17 protein-coding genes and 1 pseudogene are annotated in these 14,580 nt (G+C 73.4%); 7 read left to right on the forward strand and 11 right to left on the reverse strand.

All coding sequences use genetic code 11. The features are described 5' to 3' along the window. Positions 1-106 precede the first annotated feature (106 nt). Positions 107-934, reverse strand: coding sequence for a nucleotidyltransferase domain-containing protein (locus tag PUR71_RS08210; RefSeq protein ID WP_329925696.1), 828 nt, complete (start codon positions 932-934; stop codon positions 107-109). Positions 935-996: 62 nt separating this feature from the next. On the opposite strand from PUR71_RS08210, the gene PUR71_RS08215 reads away from it, so the two are divergent. The 4 genes from PUR71_RS08215 to PUR71_RS08230 all read left to right on the forward strand — a co-directional run bounded on the left by PUR71_RS08215 (position 997) and on the right by PUR71_RS08230 (position 3,574). Then, on the forward strand, positions 997-1,887 hold the full coding sequence (locus PUR71_RS08215; RefSeq protein WP_329925698.1) for an SDR family NAD(P)-dependent oxidoreductase: 891 nt from the start codon (positions 997-999) through the stop codon (positions 1,885-1,887). Between the two features lie 44 nt (positions 1,888-1,931). After that, entirely contained in the window at positions 1,932-2,519 is a 588-nt protein-coding gene (locus tag PUR71_RS08220; protein WP_329925699.1) for a TetR/AcrR family transcriptional regulator, read from the forward strand. A 122-nt stretch (positions 2,520-2,641) separates the two neighbouring features. Further along, positions 2,642-3,109, forward strand: coding sequence for a GreA/GreB family elongation factor (locus PUR71_RS08225; protein ID WP_329925700.1), 468 nt, complete (start codon positions 2,642-2,644; stop codon positions 3,107-3,109). A 42-nt stretch (positions 3,110-3,151) separates the two neighbouring features. After that, positions 3,152-3,574, forward strand: coding sequence for a hypothetical protein (locus PUR71_RS08230; RefSeq protein WP_329925701.1), 423 nt, complete (start codon positions 3,152-3,154; stop codon positions 3,572-3,574). On the opposite strand, the gene PUR71_RS08235 is transcribed toward PUR71_RS08230, so the two are convergent. Together PUR71_RS08235 and PUR71_RS08240 are read right to left on the reverse strand one after the other, a co-directional pair. Beyond that, positions 3,571-4,446, reverse strand: coding sequence for an SGNH/GDSL hydrolase family protein (locus PUR71_RS08235; protein WP_329925702.1), 876 nt, complete (start codon positions 4,444-4,446; stop codon positions 3,571-3,573). The two genes, PUR71_RS08230 and PUR71_RS08235, sit on opposite strands and share 4 nt — an antisense overlap. Positions 4,447-4,727: 281 nt before the next feature. Beyond that, positions 4,728-5,573, reverse strand: a complete 846-nt coding sequence (locus tag PUR71_RS08240) for a polysaccharide deacetylase family protein (RefSeq protein WP_329925703.1) — start codon at positions 5,571-5,573, stop codon at positions 4,728-4,730. A gap of 206 nt (positions 5,574-5,779) precedes the next feature. On the opposite strand from PUR71_RS08240, the gene PUR71_RS08245 reads away from it, so the two are divergent. Further along, positions 5,780-6,166 carry a hypothetical protein gene (locus tag PUR71_RS08245; protein ID WP_329925704.1) on the forward strand — a complete coding sequence of 129 codons (387 nt, stop codon included), beginning with the start codon at positions 5,780-5,782 and terminating at the stop codon, positions 6,164-6,166. A gap of 275 nt (positions 6,167-6,441) precedes the next feature. On the opposite strand, the gene PUR71_RS08250 is transcribed toward PUR71_RS08245, so the two are convergent. The 7 genes from PUR71_RS08250 to PUR71_RS08280 form a co-directional block, all read right to left on the reverse strand. After that, positions 6,442-7,029 carry a hypothetical protein gene (locus PUR71_RS08250; RefSeq protein ID WP_329925705.1) on the reverse strand — a complete coding sequence of 196 codons (588 nt, stop codon included), beginning with the start codon at positions 7,027-7,029 and terminating at the stop codon, positions 6,442-6,444. 417 nt (positions 7,030-7,446) lie between these two features. Then, positions 7,447-7,896 (reverse strand): hypothetical protein, encoded by a 450-nt coding sequence (locus PUR71_RS08255; RefSeq protein WP_329925706.1) that lies wholly within the window; start codon positions 7,894-7,896, stop codon positions 7,447-7,449. 308 nt (positions 7,897-8,204) lie between these two features. After that, complete coding sequence (locus PUR71_RS08260) at positions 8,205-9,401, reverse strand: phosphodiester glycosidase family protein (protein ID WP_329925707.1); 1,197 nt, start codon at positions 9,399-9,401, stop codon at positions 8,205-8,207. Positions 9,402-9,474: 73 nt separating this feature from the next. Next, a complete protein-coding gene (locus PUR71_RS08265; protein WP_329925708.1) occupies positions 9,475-10,200 on the reverse strand; it encodes a hypothetical protein in 726 nt (241 codons plus the stop codon). A 59-nt stretch (positions 10,201-10,259) separates the two neighbouring features. Further along, the gene (locus tag PUR71_RS08270; RefSeq protein ID WP_329925709.1) at positions 10,260-11,357 is read right to left on the reverse strand and encodes a YncE family protein; all 1,098 of its coding nucleotides are present in this window, start codon (positions 11,355-11,357) and stop codon (positions 10,260-10,262) included. Continuing rightward, positions 11,285-11,887, reverse strand: coding sequence for a hypothetical protein (locus tag PUR71_RS08275; protein ID WP_329925710.1), 603 nt, complete (start codon positions 11,885-11,887; stop codon positions 11,285-11,287). The genes PUR71_RS08270 and PUR71_RS08275 overlap by 73 nt, the downstream gene beginning before the upstream one ends. A gap of 272 nt (positions 11,888-12,159) precedes the next feature. Then, positions 12,160-12,855 carry a ribonuclease H family protein gene (locus tag PUR71_RS08280; protein ID WP_329925712.1) on the reverse strand — a complete coding sequence of 232 codons (696 nt, stop codon included), beginning with the start codon at positions 12,853-12,855 and terminating at the stop codon, positions 12,160-12,162. Positions 12,856-13,004: 149 nt separating this feature from the next. On the opposite strand from PUR71_RS08280, the gene PUR71_RS08285 reads away from it, so the two are divergent. Both PUR71_RS08285 and PUR71_RS08290 read left to right on the forward strand, forming a co-directional pair. Beyond that, a complete protein-coding gene (locus PUR71_RS08285) occupies positions 13,005-13,880 on the forward strand; it encodes a hypothetical protein (RefSeq protein WP_329925713.1) in 876 nt (291 codons plus the stop codon). Positions 13,881-13,893: 13 nt separating this feature from the next. Continuing rightward, positions 13,894-14,121 (forward strand): annotated as a pseudogene (locus PUR71_RS08290) (IS982 family transposase); the annotation flags it as partial. Here the strand turns inward: PUR71_RS08290 and PUR71_RS08295 are convergent. Beyond that, positions 14,116-14,556 (reverse strand): nuclear transport factor 2 family protein, encoded by a 441-nt coding sequence (locus PUR71_RS08295; RefSeq protein WP_329925714.1) that lies wholly within the window; start codon positions 14,554-14,556, stop codon positions 14,116-14,118. The pseudogene PUR71_RS08290 and the gene PUR71_RS08295 sit on opposite strands and share 6 nt — an antisense overlap. Positions 14,557-14,580: the final 24 nt, after the last annotated feature.

The following is a 14,580-nucleotide window of genomic DNA, read 5'->3' on the forward strand; positions in this document are numbered from 1 at the left end:
TCACCTGGAACGCCGATTCCAAGATCGTCGCCGCCCTCGCCCTCGAGGCTCCACATCCGCGTCGGCGCGTTCGTCCGGCACCTGGCGCCGGCCGACCACCAGCCGTTCACCAGTCTCCGAGCGTCAGCACCAGGTTGTGCTCGGCGATCGCCGCCATGGCCTCCCGCGCGGGGAAGTCCCCGTCGAGAAGGCGCAGCGGCCCGGCCGCGCTGCCGGCGCTGTGGCGGCAGTCGGCCGACCTGATGACGGATGCCGGGGTCACCGTGTACTCGGCCGACTGCATCGGCGAGCGCAACGCCACGTACGAAGTCGCCCGGTACGCGTCGGGGTTCGTCCTGATCGGCGACGACAGCGGCGGCCGCGGTTTCCTCGTGCGGGCCGGCGATCCGGGCTCCGCCGTGTTCTCGTCGGACCTCGGCGATCTCGGCCCCGAGGGCTTCGAGATCGAGTCGCGGGACTTCACGTCCTGGATCGATGCGCTCCGCCCGGACGGGTTCGGCTCCGCCCGCTGACGGGTCAACGCCGGCGACGACGACGCGTCCGGCGGCGTCGCGGTCGAGGAGGGCGAAGCTGTTGTCCTCGCCGTCCCGGCGGAAGTCGAGTTGCTGGTCGGCGGCCGGCCGGGCAGCGGCTCGTGACCGGCTGCCGTCAGGGCCGCCGTCAGCGCGGGAGCGTCTACGGCCCAGGCGAACCAGTCGACGTCCTCGTGGTCACGGGTCACCCGGCCGAGGAAGAAGTCCGTCGCCCAGCCGCCGCGCAGCCACACCTCCACCCCCACGCCGTCGGCGATCCCCACCACGTCGCCGATCAACCGACGCTGCCGGGCACTGCGCTCCTCGTCCACAAGCGCGCAGACCACGCGGCCGTCCTGGCGGCGGCGCGCCGCTTTCCCGCAGCTGCGTACCGACGCCCGACAAACGGATAGGTCATCCACTTGTGTTACCGTCGAGCCCACGAAACGGATGATCCATCCGAATAGCTCCAAGGAGGGGCAGCATGAGGAAGACGGCAGTCGTCACGGCCGGAACGGGCGGGATCGGCCTGGAGACGGCACTCGGCCTGGCCGCGGCCGGCTACGCGGTCACCGTGGTCGGGCGCAGCGCGGACCGCGGGGGCCGGGCGGTCGAGCGGATCGACGCGACGCGCCCGGCGCACCCCGCCCGCTTCGTCGCCGCCGACCTCTCCTCCCTCCCCCAGGTGCGGGCGCTCGCCGGGCGGTTCGCCGCCGAGCACGCCGCCTCGGGCGAACCGCTCACCGTCCTGGTCAACAACGTGGGGGCGATGTTCCCCGAACGCCGCGTCCTGGACGGCGTCGAGGCGTCCTTCGTCGTCAACCACCTCTCGCCGTACCTGCTGACGGAGCTCCTCCTGCCGACCCTCGCGGCCGGCGCGCCGAGCCGGGTCGTCAACGTGACGTCGGCCGCGGTGGGGCTCGCCAAGCGGACGTTCGAGGCGGCCGAACCGCCGGGCGGGTACTACGGGTTCCACTGGTACGGCCGCGCCAAGCTCGCCAACCTCGCGTACACGCTCGACCTGGCGGCGCGGCTCGACGGCACGGGCGTGTCCGTCTTCGCCGCCGATCCGGGGGGCGCGGCGACGGAGATGACGGACGGCACGCTCACCGATCCGCGGATCGTCTCGCCCGCGCTCCGGCTGCTCTGGCCGCTGGTGCGGCGGAAGTTCGAGCGCTCGACGTCCGGGCCCGCGGCCGTCGCCGCGCGCCCGTCGATCGTCGCCGCCACGGACGAAGGCCTGGCCGGCCGGACCGGGGTCGTCATCGGTGCCGACACCCGTCCGGTGGCACCGTTCCGCGCCGCGACCGACCCGCGCATCGCGGCGGCCGTGCGCCGCCTCAGCGAGGCGCACACCCTGCTCGAGTCGCCCTGAACACCCGAAGCGTTCCGGATCGTCCATCCGGTTAGGATGACCGGATGCCGATCCCGACGCCGCCCCTGCGCAAGGACGCCGCCCGCAACTGGGAGCACATCGTCGCCGTCGCCCGCGGCCTCGTCGACCGGGGCGAGCCGCTCCACCTGAACGACGTCGCGCGCAGGGCCGGGCTCGGCGTCGGCACCGTCTACCGGCACTTCGCCACCCCCGAGGCGCTGCTGGAGACCGTCGCCGCGCCGTGCCTGGAGGCCCTGGTCGCCCACGGCGAGCAGGCGAAGGAGGACGCGGACGCCTGGGCGGCGCTGGAGGGCTTCCTCTACCGCACCGTCGAGGCCCAGGTCACCGACGCCTCGCTCGCCCCCGTCACCGCCGCCGCCAGGGACGCCCTACCGCGCACCACGGAACTCAAGGCGGCGCTCTTCGAGTCCGGCACCGCGCTCCTCCGCCGCGCCCACGAGGCCGGGGTCCTCCGCCGCGACGTGACCGCCGCCGACCTCGTCCCGCTCATGTGCGGCGTCGCCCACGCGGTCGACGTCCACCACGCGACCGCCCCCGCCTCCGCGCGCTCCAACCGGCTCGGCACCGCCCACCGTTACCTCGCCGCACTCCTCGGCGGCCTGCACGCGTGACCACACCGCGCAGCGGAACGCAAGCGGAGTTGCCCCGCCCACCGCCCGATGAGCTAATGGAGGCGTGCGCGTACGTCCCGTCCCGTCCGACCAGCACCCACCCGCACCCACGGGAGCACGTCATGACCGACGGACCCGAGCCCATCAGCGCCGACGCCCTCCACGCCCTCCGGCAGGAACTCACCGAGCTGCGCGTCGGCCGGGACGCCGTCGCCGGGACCCTGCGCGAGGGCGAGCCCACGGGGGACCGCGCCGACGAGGCCGACGAACTGCAGCGGGCGGACGACGTCGCCCGCATCGACCGCCGGATCGCCGAGATCGAGGAACGCATCCGCGAGGCGGCCGTGGCCGGCCCGCCGTCCACCGACGCCGTGGGGGTCGGCAGCACCGTCACCGTGCGGTTCTCGGACGGCGAGGAGGCGACGTTCCACCTCGGCGAGCTGGCCGAGGACCTCGACGAGGCCCTGATCACCGCCGACAGCCCGCTCGGCCGCGCCCTCCTCGGCTGCCACGCCGGCGAGACCGTCACCTACGACACCCCCGACGGCACCACCCGCACGAAGATCCTCTCCCTCGGCCCCCGCGCCTGAACGCCCTGCCGCCGTCCTCCTCTTCAGCGGAAGGTTCCCCGCATGAGCGTCACGACCCGGTACCGGAACGCCTGGGAGGGCTTCTGGCAGGCGGCGCCCGACGAGCCGGGCGGCGTCATCTGGGACGCGGACCCGTCGCGCACGGCCGCACGCCACGTCGCGACGCTGGTCGGGCGGCGCGGCCGGGCCTTCGTCGTCGAGCCGTCCGAGGCGGCGAAGCCCGTCCTCAGGGGCCTCGCCCAACGCCCCGACGGACCGCCGCCGAAGCTGCGGCCCGTCTTCGCGCACGGCCTCGCGCCCGCCGAGGTCGCCGACGGAACGTCCGCCGAACTGTTCCACGACGCGGGGCTCACGGTCCTCGCGTCCGGCGACATGCCGCTGACCCTCACGGAGCCCGCCGCGGACGGCCGCCCGATCGATCTGCCGGCGCGGTGGCTGGAGGTGGGTTCGGGACCCCGCGGTTAGGACAGATGCAGGGCGGCCATCGCCCGGTCCGCCATCTTCGACTCGCCCAGCGGGTTGGGGTGGACGAGCGCGAGGCTCGTGCCGAAGAACAGCGGCTCGATCCACCGCGTGCCGACCGGCGCGCAGGCGTCGTGGCCGTTCGACACGGCGCTCATGTCGACGTAGGTCGCCCCGGTCGCGGCGGCGGCCTTCCTGACGGCCTGGTTCAGGTGGGTCTGCAGGTCGCGCAGGTACGGGACGTCGCCCGAGGCGAGCGGCATCTTCGGGTAGCAGGACGGGTCCGCGGTGGCCGGGACGATCCACGGGTAGCCGAGGATCGCGACGCGCGCGTGCGGCGCCTTGTTCCTGACGGCGCGCAGCGCGGCCTCGACGGCCGGGCCCGTCTTGGTGTCGATGGTCTGGTCGAAGCTGTCGCCGTACATGTCCTTGCAGGGGCTGCCGAAGCCGGCGGTCAGCACGCCGAGGCTGCCACAGGCGAGGATCGAGCTGATGAAGGTGTTGTTGTCGTTGCCGCCGATCGTCAGGGTGACGACGTCGGTGTTCGCGCCGACGGCGGCGAGCTGGGGCGCGACGCCCGGGTACTGGCCTCCGGCGAAGTCCTTCGTCTGGGCGCCGCCACAGCTCACGTCCGTGAGGCGGGCGCCGGTGCGGGCGGCGATGAGGTGCGCATAGTTCTTCGTCGAACGGGCGCACAGCAGCGGGGCGGCGGGGTCGAGCGGGAAGTTGCCTGAGGCGGCGCTGTAACTGTCGCCGAGGGCCACGTAGTTCACCGGGGCGGCCGCCGACGCCGGACTCGCCGCGACGAGGGCGAACCCTGCGGCGGCGGCAACGGCGATGGCGGACACACGGGATGCGGCAGCACGGAGCGGCATGGGGGTGCTCCTTCGGTGGGGGGTGTCGTGTCGCACCCGGAGTGATGGGGGTGGGGACGGCACGAACTGCGGCTCGCTCAACACCCCCGGTGGGACGGGGGTTTCGTTGGCATGTCCTCGAAGTTACCGACGGGTTAGACGGGGCGTCAATAAGCGGGACGAACCCCGTTCGCCCCGCCGCCCCGCCTGCTGGAACCCCGTACGACCCCCTGTGCGGATCCCCCTCTGCCCGCTACCTCCGCGTCCCGCCCGCCATCAGCCGCCCGCCGCCCGACGGCGCGTCACGGGGTGGTGCGGACCGGGAAGCCGGTGGCACGGCCCTGGGCCTTCAGCCAGGTGAGCACCTGGTCGAGGGCCTCGACGGTCTGCTGGCGGTCGCCGCCGCCGTCGTGGAACAGGAGGGTCGGGCCGTTGCCGATCTCCTTCTTGACCGTGTTGACGATCGCGGCGGTGCCGGGCTTGTCGAAGTCCTTGGAGTCGATGTTCCAGCCGAGCGGACGCATCCCGTTCGTGGCGGCGATGCGCCGGCTGTCGGGAGTGAACGCACCGCCCGGAGCCCGGTAGTACAGCACCTGGGCACCGCCGCCGGCCGCGTCCTCGATCATCTTCTTCGCGTCCAGGATCTCCTTCTCCTGGTACGCGACGGGCTTCTTGTCCATCGACGTGTCGTGGTCCACGGTGTGGTCGCACAGCCGGTGCCCGGCCGCGATGACCTGCTTGACCAGGTCGGGGTGGGCCTTGGCCTGCGGCCCGATCATGCAGAACGTCGCCTTCACGCCGTGGCGCTTGAGCACGTCGAGGACCTTCGGCGTCCACACGGGGTCCGGGCCGTCGTCGATCGTGATGTTGACGGCGTTCCCGCCCGCCTCGGAGGCATGGGCTATGCCGTCGGATATCCCGCTCTGCTGCTGCGTCCCGCCATCGCCGCCCTGGGCGCTGCCGTCGCTGTTGTGCCCGTCGGTGGCAGTGCCGCCGCCCTGCTCCCGCGCGACGTTCTGCTGAGGAGCGTGGAGCGTCCCGGTGACCGACGGCACCGCCCAGGCCGCCACCACCACGGCAACGACCCCCACGGCGAGGGTCACCCGCGAACGGCTGCCCAGATTCCCCACGCGCGCCTTGATGTCCATCAACGACCACTCCCCCCGACGTCCGGTTGCAAGCTCTCTCACATGACCATGACGTGAACCGCACCTGATCAGGTTCCCGCAGTTCGACGCGCATAGTGAGAACGCAAACGGACAGGACGCGCAGGTTGTCGACGCCGGCAGAATATTCGCCCCGGTCCACCGGACTGGCTAGCCTGACCCGATCGGAGCACGAACGGGGGCCGGTCATGGAGCGCAAGTCGCCCCAGCAGAAGAAGCTGCTGAGCTACCTCAGGGACGGACGCAACAACTACGGCGAGAACGACAAGAGCTCACGCAGGAACATCCGCAGGAACAAGCGGGCGGCCAACAGCGCCAACCGGCGGCGTGAGCACATGGCCCTGGCCGCGTTCGCGGGAGCCGCTGCGGCCGGCGAACCGGGCACGGACACGATCGATCGCGCCCTGCACCGCCACCGCCCCAAGCGGTGGAAGAAGTCGCCCGACCTCCCCCTCGGCCAGGACGTCATCGGCCTGCTGGAGTGCCGCGTCCGCAAGGGCATCGACACCGAGGAACGGGCCCAAGCCCGCATCCGTCGGGTACGCGACCGCCTCGGCGGGGCCGACCGGTCCTGAACCGACGCCAACGCGACGGCCGAGCGGGCCGGGCCCGGCGGTCCGTCGCTTTTGTGGGGGATGCGAACGGACCGCCGGGGCGCGCGGGGCGGAAGGGGAGAACCGGCCGCGCGGCGGGACCGGACGCGTTCGGGGCAGCCCCATCTTGCACATCCCCGCACCCTCGCCGCAGACCCTCCAGCCGCGACGCGGGCCGCGTTCGGTCCCACGCCTCGGAGACCCGGCGCGGCCCGGTGGATAACACTTTTTTCTTCTACGACCTTTCTCGCCGCCGCCTACGCCCGGCGGCGGGCCAGGAACAGGTCGCTGACGTGCAGCATGTCGATGCCTCCGCCCCGGGCGTCGAGGACCTTCGCGGTCTCGGCGAGAACGCCGTCGAGCTGTTCGGCAGGCAGCACCCGGTAGGAGGAGACCGAGGCCAGGAACCCGAGGTAGCGCTCCGTCGCGTACCGCGTCTCCTGCCGGAAGCGGAACGCCTTCAAGTCCGTGAACCGGCCGTCCGCCCGGCACTCCCCCTCCGGCCAGAACGGCTCCTCGCCCTGCCCCGGTTCGGCGCCGAAGGTCGCGGCCGGCACGCCGTGCGGCGAGCCGGCGACGCCGAACCGGCGGTCGACCTCCGCCAGTTCCTCGTACACCCCGGGGTCAAGGACGCCGTGCGGGTTCCAGAACAGCGCGACCGCGCCACCCGGTTCGAGGGCCTCGTGCACCAGGTCCCAGCGCCGCTCCGGGTCGAACCAGTGCCAGCACGTGGCCGCGAACAGCAGCCCGAACCGCCGCCCGGCCGCGTCCCACTCCTCGAACCCGCCCACCTCGACCCGCACGTCCGGGTACGGCGCCGCATTGCGCCGCAGCACCTCCGCCATGCGCGGATCTGGCTCCACACGTCAGCGGCACCCCGCGCGCGGCGAACTGCACGGTGGCCTTCCCCGTGCCCGCACCGACCTCCAGCGCCGGACGGCCCCCGAGGTCCGCGTACGCCAGCACCTCCGACACCAGTGCGTCCGCGTACCCCGGCCGCGAGGCGTCGTACGCCTGCGCCACCTCACCGAACACCCTGCTGCGCGCCGGATCGACACCCTCCACGGCACTCACCCGCGACCTCCGTCCGTCCCCCGCCGAAAGACGAGCACCCTATCGAGCACGCGGGCCGACGAGCGATCGCTTTCCCTCGCCTTCGTCACCCGACCCGCACCCGCCCCTGGAACCACCGTCCGATCGGGCGGGGGCTCGGCGTGGGCATGGATCCGTGATGCCGGCACCACACGGCCCCCGGGCAGGCTTCATGCGGTGAACACCTCCTGGTAAGCCTGGCCGGCGATGGGGCGGGTGGCGAAGAAGGCCTCGGGGAGGTCGAAGGCGTCGACGAGGGTGCGCGGGTGGTCGGCGAGGCGGGCGACGGAACGCTCCGTCAGGGGCATCAGCTCTCGTACCCGGGCGGGCGTCAGGTCACCTGCCGCGAGGAGCAGGCTGCCGAGGAACAGGTTGTAGTGGATGCCGGCCAGCACGGTGAGCCCGCCGTCGAGCGGCGCAGCCCACGCGTGCAGCGCGGCGAGGCGGCGCGGGTCGGCGGCCAGTGCGGCGGCGTCGGTGGCGGCGTTGACGGCGTGCAACCGGCGGTAGGAGTCGGCGATCTGGTCGGCGAGCGGCGCCTCGGTGCGGCGGTACATGCCGGGGTCCTCGGCGAGCGCCAAGGGCTGGAGGGTGCGGCGGGAGCCGGCCGTCGTCGTCATGATCTTCCCAATCGATCGGCTGCCGACGAGGTCACGGATGTGTGATCAAGGTCACTGGAGATCGCCGACCCGGCCCTGGGCAAGATCCCTGCGGCACCCGGACCACCACTCGTTCGGGTGCCCGCCCCCGGATCCCCCGCCACCGCCGTCCGTTCGCCCGTAGCGCCCCGATCCCGGCGAACGGAGGCCCCGCGGTGCGCATCTTCGAGATCAACGAGGTGGTCGGCGGTCACGTCCGGCGCGCCAGCGTCGGCCGGCACTTCGCCCGCGTGTACCTCGTGCCCACGGCGGCGGAGTGACGGCGCCGCCTACCGCACGAAGACGCCGATGCCGTTCGCGATCGGGCGTTCGCCGCCGTCCAGTCGGTTGCGGACCGCCGGGCGGGCGGTCGACGGGGTGCGGGTGACCATCGTGGCGGAGCTGCCGCCGTCCAGTTGGACGGCTGTCGTGGCGCCGAGGTTCTGGAGGGTGTCGGCCAGCTCGCTCATCGTCAGGCCCGGCGCGTCGTCGCTGCGGCCGTCCGTGGTGACCAGCAGCAGGGTGTGGCCGCCCCCGGTCAGGGCGGCTGCGGCGCGCGGTTCCCGCTGGCTCGCGTCCTGGCCGGTGAGCGGGCGGCCGTCGCGCAGAATCGGCGAGGCGCCCAGGGCCCAGTGCGGCCGGAGGCCGTCCTCGTCGGCCAGGTGGTAGTCGACCTCGACCCGGTCGCCCACCCGCAGGCCGCGCAGGTAGCGGGCGCCGGCCTCGCGGCCGAGCAGGACCACCGCGCCCTCGGGCACCCGGCCGCTGCCCGGTCCCGGCTGCCCGGCGGCCACCCGGCCGTGGCGGACGGTCACCTCGTACGCCTCGCCGCTGCACGGTGCCCAGCGGTGGAGGTCCGTGCCACAGACGGCGCGGGCGCGGGAGGTGGCGCCCCACTCCGGGGTGAAGGCGCCGATTCCGTCCTCCGCGATCGCGTACTGGTTCAGCCCGCGCAGCGGGACCGTCCCCTGCGGGCCGTCCACCGTACCGCGCAGGTGGAGGCGCCCGAGCCGGGGACGGCCGTCGAAGCCGCCCGCCAGGACGTCCTCGACCGTCCCGCCCGGCGGCAACGGCCAGCCGAAGCGCTGAGCCGTCGGTACGGCCCCCTTCAGCGGCCGGCCCTCCGCCACCTCCGGGCCGACCGGCGCGCCGGTGGCCGGGACGCCCGGGTGCTGCTCCTCGCTGACGTTGAAGAAGTCGCCGTTGACGGCCGCCACCGCGTGGTGCTGCCCGGCCAGCCGGGTGAGCGGCTCCCGCGCGGCCACCGCGCCGGGGTGCAGCAGGCCGACCGACACCCCGGGCCGGTCGAGGTCGACGGTCACCACGTGCAGCCGGGCGGGCCCGCGGGCCGTGGGCACCTCCAGCAGGCGGTACGTCACACCGCGCGCCACCCGGGCCCCGTCGGGGGTCGCGGTGGCCGGCCCGGCCAGCCCGATCACCAGCAGGACGGCCGCCACCAGCGAGCGCCACCTCGTGCTTCGCTCCATGGCGGGCATGTCTACCTGTCGGCAGACCGCGTACAGACCGGCTCCGGTGGACTTTCCCCCGGAACGCGGAACGTCACCAGCCGAGCGCGGCGGCCAGCGCGTCGGTCTGCTCCGCGGTGATCCCGAGGGCCAGCGGTACCTGCCGCGGGCTGTGGTCGGACGAGCAGACCGGGATCGGGCTGCCCTCACGCACGCTCCACGTGGGCCGGCCGGCCCTCCCGGTCTCGCCCAGCAGGTGGGCGGCCAGCTCGTCCACGACGTCGGCCCGGAAGCCGACCTCGGCGAGGGCGTGCGCCACGACGTCACGGGCCTCGGCCGGGATGTCCGCGTCACCGAGGGCCGGGAGCAGGAGCAGGAGGCGGCGGGCCGGATCGTCCAAGCCTTCGACGCCGTCCTGCGCGCTGCCGGCCAGCTTCACCAGCTCCGGCCACGCCAGGCCGGGGCCCGAGCCGTGCGGGCCGTCCTGGGCGAGGAAGCCGAGGCGGCCCCACCCGGGGTGGTGGACGAGGTAGTCGACGGTGCTCTCGTCCTCCCAGTTCTGCCAGAGGACGTACGCCGTGTGCCCGCCGTCGAAGGGCACGCGCAGGGCGATGCCCGGTTCGTCGGTGTCGCCGAGGCGCGCGATCATCGCCTCGTAGGCGTCCGCGTCGACGCCGTACTCCTCGGCCGCCTCGTCCTCGACGCCGAAGGAGATCACGAAGTGGGTGAACCAGAAGGCGAGGTCGTCGGCGAGGTGCTCCCCCGCGACGACCTCGTCCCCGTCGAGGAACTCGGCTATGGGCACGTGAGCGGCTGTCATGCGACGCAACGTAGCGTGCCTCGCCCACAACCCCACTACGCTCCGCGGCCGCCCCGCCCCTACTGCAGCGCGACGATCTGCAGGCTGGCCGTCGAGGCGACCGTCCCACCGGCGTACAGCGTGTGCCCGTCCGGGCCGACGGCGAAGCCGTTGACGCGTTCCTCGTTGAGCGCCTGGGCCTCGCCCGGGGCGACCGTGTCGGTCGTCGTGTCGAGGACGTACACCGAGGGACCGGCGCCCTCGATCGTGTTGTCGACGACGTAGAGCCGCGCACCGTCCGGACTCACCTGCGGGTAGGCGAAGTCGACGCCGCCGGTGGTGAGCGTGAAGTGGGTCGTGACGGTGTCCGTGGCCGGGTCGATCTCGTCGCCCGCGCCGCCGTTGGCGCCGTTGAGGGCGAACAGGCGGGTGCCGTCCGGGCTGAAGGCCAGCTGCGAGTCGTGGCCCGCGGCCGTGCCCGGGACGACGCGGGTCACGGCGGGAGCGGCGCCGGTGAGGTCGAGGTGGACGACGCCCGCCTCGCTGCCGACGTACAGGTCGCGTCCGCCCGGGCGGACGGCCAGGTTGCCCGGGATGGATGCCGGGTAGTCGACGGCCGACGTGAACGCCCGCTGCGCGGCGGAGAAGGCGAGCACGCGGCCGTCGCCCAGGTGGCCGACCGTCTGCGCGCCGGACTGCGCCACGTAGAGGGTGGTCCCGTCCGGGCCGAGCGCGATGCCGGCGGGCCAGCCGACGCTCCACCCGGACGGGCGCGGCTGGTCGGGCAGCGCGACCGTGCCGAGCAGGGACATCGAGCGGACGTCGATCACGCTCAGGGTGAGGTAGTTGAGCACGTACAGCCTGGAGCCGTCCGGGCTGAGCGCCGTGAACACCATCCAGCGGTTGGACCCGAGCGCGAGCCCGCCGGCGGTGGCGCCGGTGCGGGTGTCGACGGCCTTCAGGACGAGGTCGCCCTGCGCGGTCGCGGTGACGACGTACGCGGTGGCGCCGTCGGGGCTGACGACCGGAGCGGCGATCTGGCTGCCGACGGTGACCACCGTTTCCGCGCCGGACACCGGACCGGCCGCCTCCGCGGCGCCGCTCGTCAGCGCCAGCACCGCTCCTGCGGCAGCCAGTGCGACGCCGGTGCGCGCCGCGGCCAAGGCCTTGATGGGCATGGGTCCCCCCTCCTCGGCACCGCGATGTGCGGTGTGGTGGGCAGACTAACGGGGGCCGTTGACCAGGGCATGACCTCGCACCCCTCCGGCCCGGGGCGCCAACGACTTTCGGACAGGCCGCGGGGCAGAACGGTCGGCCGACCCGAGCCGCGACAGCGGTTGCACTGGTCCGAACGGTCGTGCGCCGAGGCCCACATGACGACGAGACAGAAGGCACCGCCCGTGCCGAGGAGACCCGGTACGAGCAGTTCGGCCCAGCCGAGGGTGTCGGTGCCCATCACCTGGCCGGGGTCCTCCGGGTCGTAGACCACGGCGACCGTGCCGCCGATGCCGCCGCTCACGTTCCTCGTCCAGATGTCGGCCGGGGCACGCGGGTCGGGGGCGAAGTGGACGAGGTAGCCGGTGGAACGCTTCTCCGTGCGCATCCGGGCGATGGTCACGGTGGTGTGGACGCCGTGCCGCTCGAGGGAGACGTACTGCCGCTCCATCCGCACGACGGAGGCCAGCATGCCGACGCCCAGCACGACCATCAGCCCGATCGTCCACCACGTGCCGGGGCTCCGCCGCCGCCACCACCGCAGGCGTCGCCGGTGCACCCGCTGTCTCGGTGTCCTCCCCCGCATGCCGGTGATCATCCCACGGGGGCGCGGGGCGGCGTACGGCCTCGGAGTGGGACGTCGGCGTGACCGACCTCCCACTCCGAGGCCGTGACGGAATCCGGCTCAGCCGCTCCCGGAGCGCCACGGCAAAGACGTGCAAGAAGCCCGTGCCGAAGGGATGTCGGGCGCGGGTCGACCGGATGTCAGGCGTGGGCCGCCGCGCACTCCGGGTGGCCCCAGCTGCTGCCGACCTTGGTGATCGTGTCGCCCTTGGCGTACGGGCGGGTGCAGGGGCAGGTGCCGGGGTAGCGGGCGGCGAGGGTCCGGGAGGTGCCGGAGGACGAGGTCTTCTTGACCACGGACTTCGTCGCCTTGACGGTGGACTTCGCCGGGCGCGAGGACGCCGTGACCGGGTCCGGCACCGGGAGGTCGGCGGCCGTGCCGTCGGCGCCCTGCTGGGTGCGGGCGGCGTCGCTGGCGGCCTTGTCGGCGATGGCGTTGAGCGGGTCGCCGTCGACCTGGTGGGCGGGGACGTACACGAAGGCGACGTCGCGGCCCGCCAGCAGCGCGTCGATCTCCTGGATCAGCTCGCGGTTGGCGACCGGCTTCCCGGCGGCCGTCTTCCAGCCGTTGCGCTTCCAGCCGACGAGCCACTTGGTGACCGCGTCGCGCGTGTAGGTGCTGTCGAGGCGCACCTCCAGCGGGGCGGCGGCGTCGGTCGAGGAGAGGAGCTCGCGCAGGGCCGTCAGCTCGCCGATGTTGTTGGTGCTGTGCCCGAGCGCGCCGGACCGCCAGCGCTGCGGCGCCCCGGCGGCGTCCGCGACGACGTACGCCCAGCCCGCCGGGCCGGGGTTCCCCTTGGCAGCTCCGTCACAGGCTGCGATGACTCGTTCGTGCATGCCTCCGATCATGCCAGGGTCCGGCAGGCCTCCCGACCACGCGTTCCCGTCGCCCAGTTTGTGTGATCTCGGCCCCGGCCGGAGGTCTCCTGTTCGAGAAGGCCGAAACGCCCTCGACCCCAAACGCCCTCGACTCGAAGGACCCGCCGATGACCGCTGCCGCCCGTCCGTTCTCCCGAGGCTGGCTGCTCGCGTCCTGCGTGCCGACGCTGATCGTGCTCGGCATGGCGTTCTCCGTCCCGCGGAGCCCGCAGCCCGCCGCGGCAGCGCCCGCTCCTGCGGCGGCCGACATGGCCGGGATGCCCGGCATGGCACCCCCGCAGGCCGCCGCGCCCGCCCGTGGCCTCGCGTCGGAACAGGACGGGTACCGGCTGGCGTTGGAAACCACGACCCCGCCGGTCCGCTTCACGATCACCGGCCCCGACGGCGCGCCGGTCACCGACCTCACCGTCCACCAGACGAAGAAGCTGCACTTCTACGCGATCCGCACCGACCTCACCGGTTTCCAGCACCTCCACCCGGAACAGGCCGCGGACGGCAGCTGGACCGCCGACCTCGCGCCCCTCGCCCCCGGCACCTGGCGCCTGTACGCCGACTTCATCCCCGCCACCGGCGCCCACAGCCCGGAGTACGTCCTCAGCCGCACCGTGACCGTCCCCGGCGAGGCCGCCCCCGTCCCCCTGCCCGCCCCCGCCGAGCGCACCACCGTGGACGGCTACACCGTCACGCTCCGCGCCCAACCCATGGCCGGGGCCTACCAGTTGACCGCCTCCCTCGAGCAGGACGGCCGCCCGGTCACCGACCTCCAGCCCTACCTGGACAGTTACGCCCACCTCAGCGCCTTTCACGAGGGCGACCAGGCCCTCGCCCACCTCCATCCCGCCAACGCCGTGACCGGCGACGACGGCGGCCCGACACTGACCTTCCAGGCCATGCTCCCCGAGTCCGGCGACTGGCGCGTCTTCCTCCAGTTCCAGACCGCCGGCCGGCTCCACACGGCCGAGCTCACCCTGCGGATCTCCTAGATGAACGAGCCCAATGTTGAAGGATCCGCCGCAGTTCGCTCCGTGGCGTCCGGCGGTCGGTGAATCGCCGCGGCTCAGCGATGCCGAGCTGGTAACGCTGGCGATGATGCAGGCGATGCCGGGCTTCACCTCCGAGGCCAGGTGGCTGCGTCATGCGCGCGCTCACCTGCGGCATCCGTTCCCGTACCTGCCGAAGCAGCCCGGCTACAACAAGCTCTTGCGCTCACTGACTGCGTTACTTGCCGTCCAGTGCTGCCACCAACTGCGGCAGGGCGCCAGTGGCCGCGATGAGGGCCAAGTGGTCGTGGAAGTCCCTGCTACCGACGATCAGGCCGTCGCGGACCCTCAGTACCTGGATATTGGCGGACTCGAAGGTCCTCCCAGTCGGCCGGTGGTGCACCTGGTAGTCCCATTCGGCGACGATCACCTCCGGATCGTCGGTCTCCCGGATCACCACGTTCGCCGGCGTCAGCTCCACCGGAGTGCATGCGGCGACCTGCGCGAACCGCTCCTCGAGTGCGGCCCGCCCCTGGGTGCGGCGCGGGCCGACGGGCTCAAAGACGGTCTCCACCACAGCGTCCTCGGCGTAGAGCCCGGCCAGGTCGCGGTAACGGCCTGCGGCGATGCCGTCGAGCAGCTTCAGGAAGACCTCGCGCGGTGACAGCGCTTCGGGCATGGTCAGCCTCCGTCGGAATCCGTC

This window comes from Streptomyces sp. SP17BM10 (genome assembly GCF_036322405.1).
Lineage (GTDB): Bacteria > Actinomycetota > Actinomycetes > Streptomycetales > Streptomycetaceae > Kitasatospora.